The following is a 3,135-nucleotide window of genomic DNA, read 5'->3' as shown; positions in this document are numbered from 1 at the left end:
GAAACATGAAGGCAAACTCACGCCATGGGCTGCGTCGATCCTGAACTTTGCTGGAGAGAGGCAACCCCCCAGGGGGACAATTGGGCCGTCTGCTGGGCCGTCTGCATGCCATCGGCGCCCTGCGCCCCTATCGCCACCGCCTGACTCTCTCGGTTGCCACCTGGGGAGAACCTGCCGTGCAACATGTCCTGGCCAGCGGACTGCTCCCCTCTGGCATGCAAAGAAGCTATCAAGAGATCACCGGCCAACTGTTGACCGTTTTGCAAGACTATTTTCAGGAGGCAGGAGCCTACAAAAAGCTGCGCCTGCATGGCGACTGCCATAGCGGCAACCTGCTCTGGACCAGCACCGGTCCCATGCTGGTTGATTTTGATGACTCCTGCCAGGGCGCGGCCATTCAGGACCTCTGGATGTGTCTTTCTGGTGATCGGCACGAACAAGCCAACCAAATGGCCTATCTCTTGCGTGGATATCAAACATTCTACACCTTTAATCGACGTGAATTACTGCTCATTGAACCGCTGCGTACCCTGCGCATGATCCATCATGCCGCCTGGATCGCCCGGCGTTGGAATGATCCCGCCTTTCCCATCGCCTTTCCCTGGTTCAATGCCCCCCGTTATTGGGAGGAACAACTGCATGGTCTGCAAGAGCAACTTCATCTGTTGCAAACCGAGCGGGAACCCTTGGAACCGGATTGGCTTGATTGAGCTTTCATGGACGTGAGGCAGTACAAAATGGATAAAAATTGATATTTGGCGTATATTTTGCTTAACTCGTGGAGTTTAATAAATATTTTCCAGAGGGGGAAAGAGCAATGCATCCTGCACAAATTTTCAACAACCTGAAAATCGGCTATAAAATTGCTTTTGGCTTTGGGATAGTTGGCCTTCTTTTTTTGGGGGTGATCACGCTCTACCAAAACACGCTGGCCCAGACACTATACACCTTTCAGACGGAGATTCTCGACCGGGCAGAGGTGGAAAAAAGCCGTGCCACCCAGGTCAATACGCTGCTTTTGGAAGCCCGCCGCAATGAAAAGGATTTTTTCCTGCGCAAGGAGGGCAAATATCTGGAGGGAGTGCGCACGTTGATCCAGGCCCTGCAGAAACAGGTGGATGAGATGATGCAGACGGCGTTGGCCAACAAGGATGAGTCAAGCGCCAAAATGGATGGCGAGATCAAGCGTTTATCCGGCGAATATCTGACAGCCTTCCTTCAGGTTGGGCAAGCCGAGACGGAAAAGGGGCTTGATCCGCAATCTGGTTTGCAGGGTATTTTTCGGCAAAATGCCCATACGTTGGAAAAAAGGATCAAGGAGTTTGACAGCGAAGAGATCTCTCTGGATTTGCTGCACTTACGCCGCGTAGAGAAGGATTATCTGCTGCGCAAGGATCTGAAGTATGTCATGAATCTGGAAAAGCGGATGCAGCATCTGCTGCAGAGCATTGAGCGTTCCACCTTGTCCGCTGGTGCCAAGACGCAACTCACCAAAAATGTTGAGCTATATTGGACGGAATTCAAGCATTTTCTGCAACAGGGAGCGGACAAGGGGGCTCTTTCTGACGGCTTTCGTGAGGCTGCGCAGCAGATTGAGGCGCAATTGGAGGGTCTCTATGTGCCCGGACTGGCACAAGCCTACCTGGAGATTCGCAAGGATGAAAAAGATTATCTGTTACGGGGTGACGAAAAATATGTTGCTGCTGTCGGCAAGCGGGTTGCGCAGTTGCAACAGGTGATTCAAGCGGCTGGCATAACGGCGTCGGAGAAGCAGTCCCTTGTGGAGACGATCACGCGCTATCATGACGCTTTTCTCGCGCTGGTTGCCAAGGATCAGGAGATCAACACCCATGGTGTCAAAATGCGGGCAGCCGCCCATGCCATTACGCCTATTGTGGCGGATCTGGTCAAAGAGGCCAGCAACGACATGACCAGCACGGCCAGTGCCGCTGCCACCGCCTCGCAGCAGCAGGCCCGTTTTGCCCTGATCGTCAGTGCGGTTATTCTTTTTTTGGGTGCTTTATTGGCCTGGATCATTGGCAAGGGCATTGTGGATCCGATCCACGCTTTGCGCACCATTCTGCAGGCTTTTGCGGAGGGAGATCTATCCATCAGCAGTCAGATCACGCAAAAGGATGAGATTGGTGCCATGGCGGACGCTTTGGATCAAAGTGCCATCCGTCTGCGTGAGGTGATTGAACAGATCAAGCAATCTTCGGTTGAGGTGGCGCACGGTGGGCAGCAACTGTCGGATGCGGCGCAAAGTTTTGCCCAAAACTCTGCAGAGCAGGCGGCGGCCATTGAGGAGACCTCCTCCTCCATGGATCTCATGGCGCACAGCATTCAGCAGAACAATCAGCACGCGGTCACCACCGCGCAGATTTCGCAGCATGCAGCACAGGATGCGGTTGCTACGGGTCAATCGGTCTCTCAGGCGGTGCATGCCATGCGTGAAATTGCCCAAAAAATTTCGGTGATCGAGGAGATTTCTCGGCAAACCAACCTGTTGGCGCTTAACGCGGCCATTGAGGCGGCCCGGGCTGGGGAGCATGGCAAGGGGTTTGCGGTGGTTGCTGCCGAGGTACGCAAGTTGGCGGAGCGGAGCCAGCATGCCGCCGGTGAGATTGGCACTCTCTCCACCTCCAGCATGCAGGTAGCAGAGCAAGCGGGCAGCATGTTGGCCAAGTTGGTGCCGGAGATTCAAAAAACCGCGGCGTTGATCCAGGGCATTGCCACAGCCAGTCAGGAACAGGATCACAGTGCCACTCAGATCAACAGTGCCATCCAGCAGATGGATCACTCCATCCAACGCAATGCGGGCACTTCTGAGGAGATGGCTGCCACTTCGGAGCAGCTTTCCGCCCAAGCGGATGCCCTGCAGGATGCGATTGCTTTCTTCAAGACGGGTCAGGGTGAGGCTGTACCCCGGTCGGGTGCGCGTGTTGGCAAGCGTGCGGTGCAGAGGGCGTTGCCCCAGCCCCAAAACTCTGCCATGCTCCCGGCCTATAGGGCATGATTGTTATAGTTTTTTATTAATGTGGGTCCAGGGGGGGCACCCCCCTGGCGGGGTGCAGGGGCGGAGCCCCATATGCGCTAACATGTTTCCCCAGACATCGCCAATTGTCGTTTGCGTCT

General features: G+C 54.8%; 2 protein-coding genes. Both read left to right on the top strand.

Annotation, left to right across the window (positions count from 1 at the left end):
* Positions 1-80 precede the first annotated feature (80 nt).
* Positions 81-710, top strand: coding sequence for a serine/threonine protein kinase (locus EJP87_RS14975; protein WP_193771428.1), 630 nt, complete (start codon positions 81-83; stop codon positions 708-710).
* A gap of 107 nt (positions 711-817) precedes the next feature.
* The gene (locus tag EJP87_RS14970; RefSeq protein WP_227657673.1) at positions 818-3,016 is read left to right on the top strand and encodes a methyl-accepting chemotaxis protein; all 2,199 of its coding nucleotides are present in this window, start codon (positions 818-820) and stop codon (positions 3,014-3,016) included.
* The last annotated feature ends 119 nt before the right edge of the window (positions 3,017-3,135 follow it).

The organism is Candidatus Magnetaquicoccus inordinatus, from assembly GCF_004217665.1.
Lineage (GTDB): Bacteria > Pseudomonadota > Magnetococcia > Magnetococcales > Magnetaquicoccaceae > Magnetaquicoccus > Magnetaquicoccus inordinatus.
This window is presented reverse-complemented; position numbering and strand designations above follow the sequence as displayed.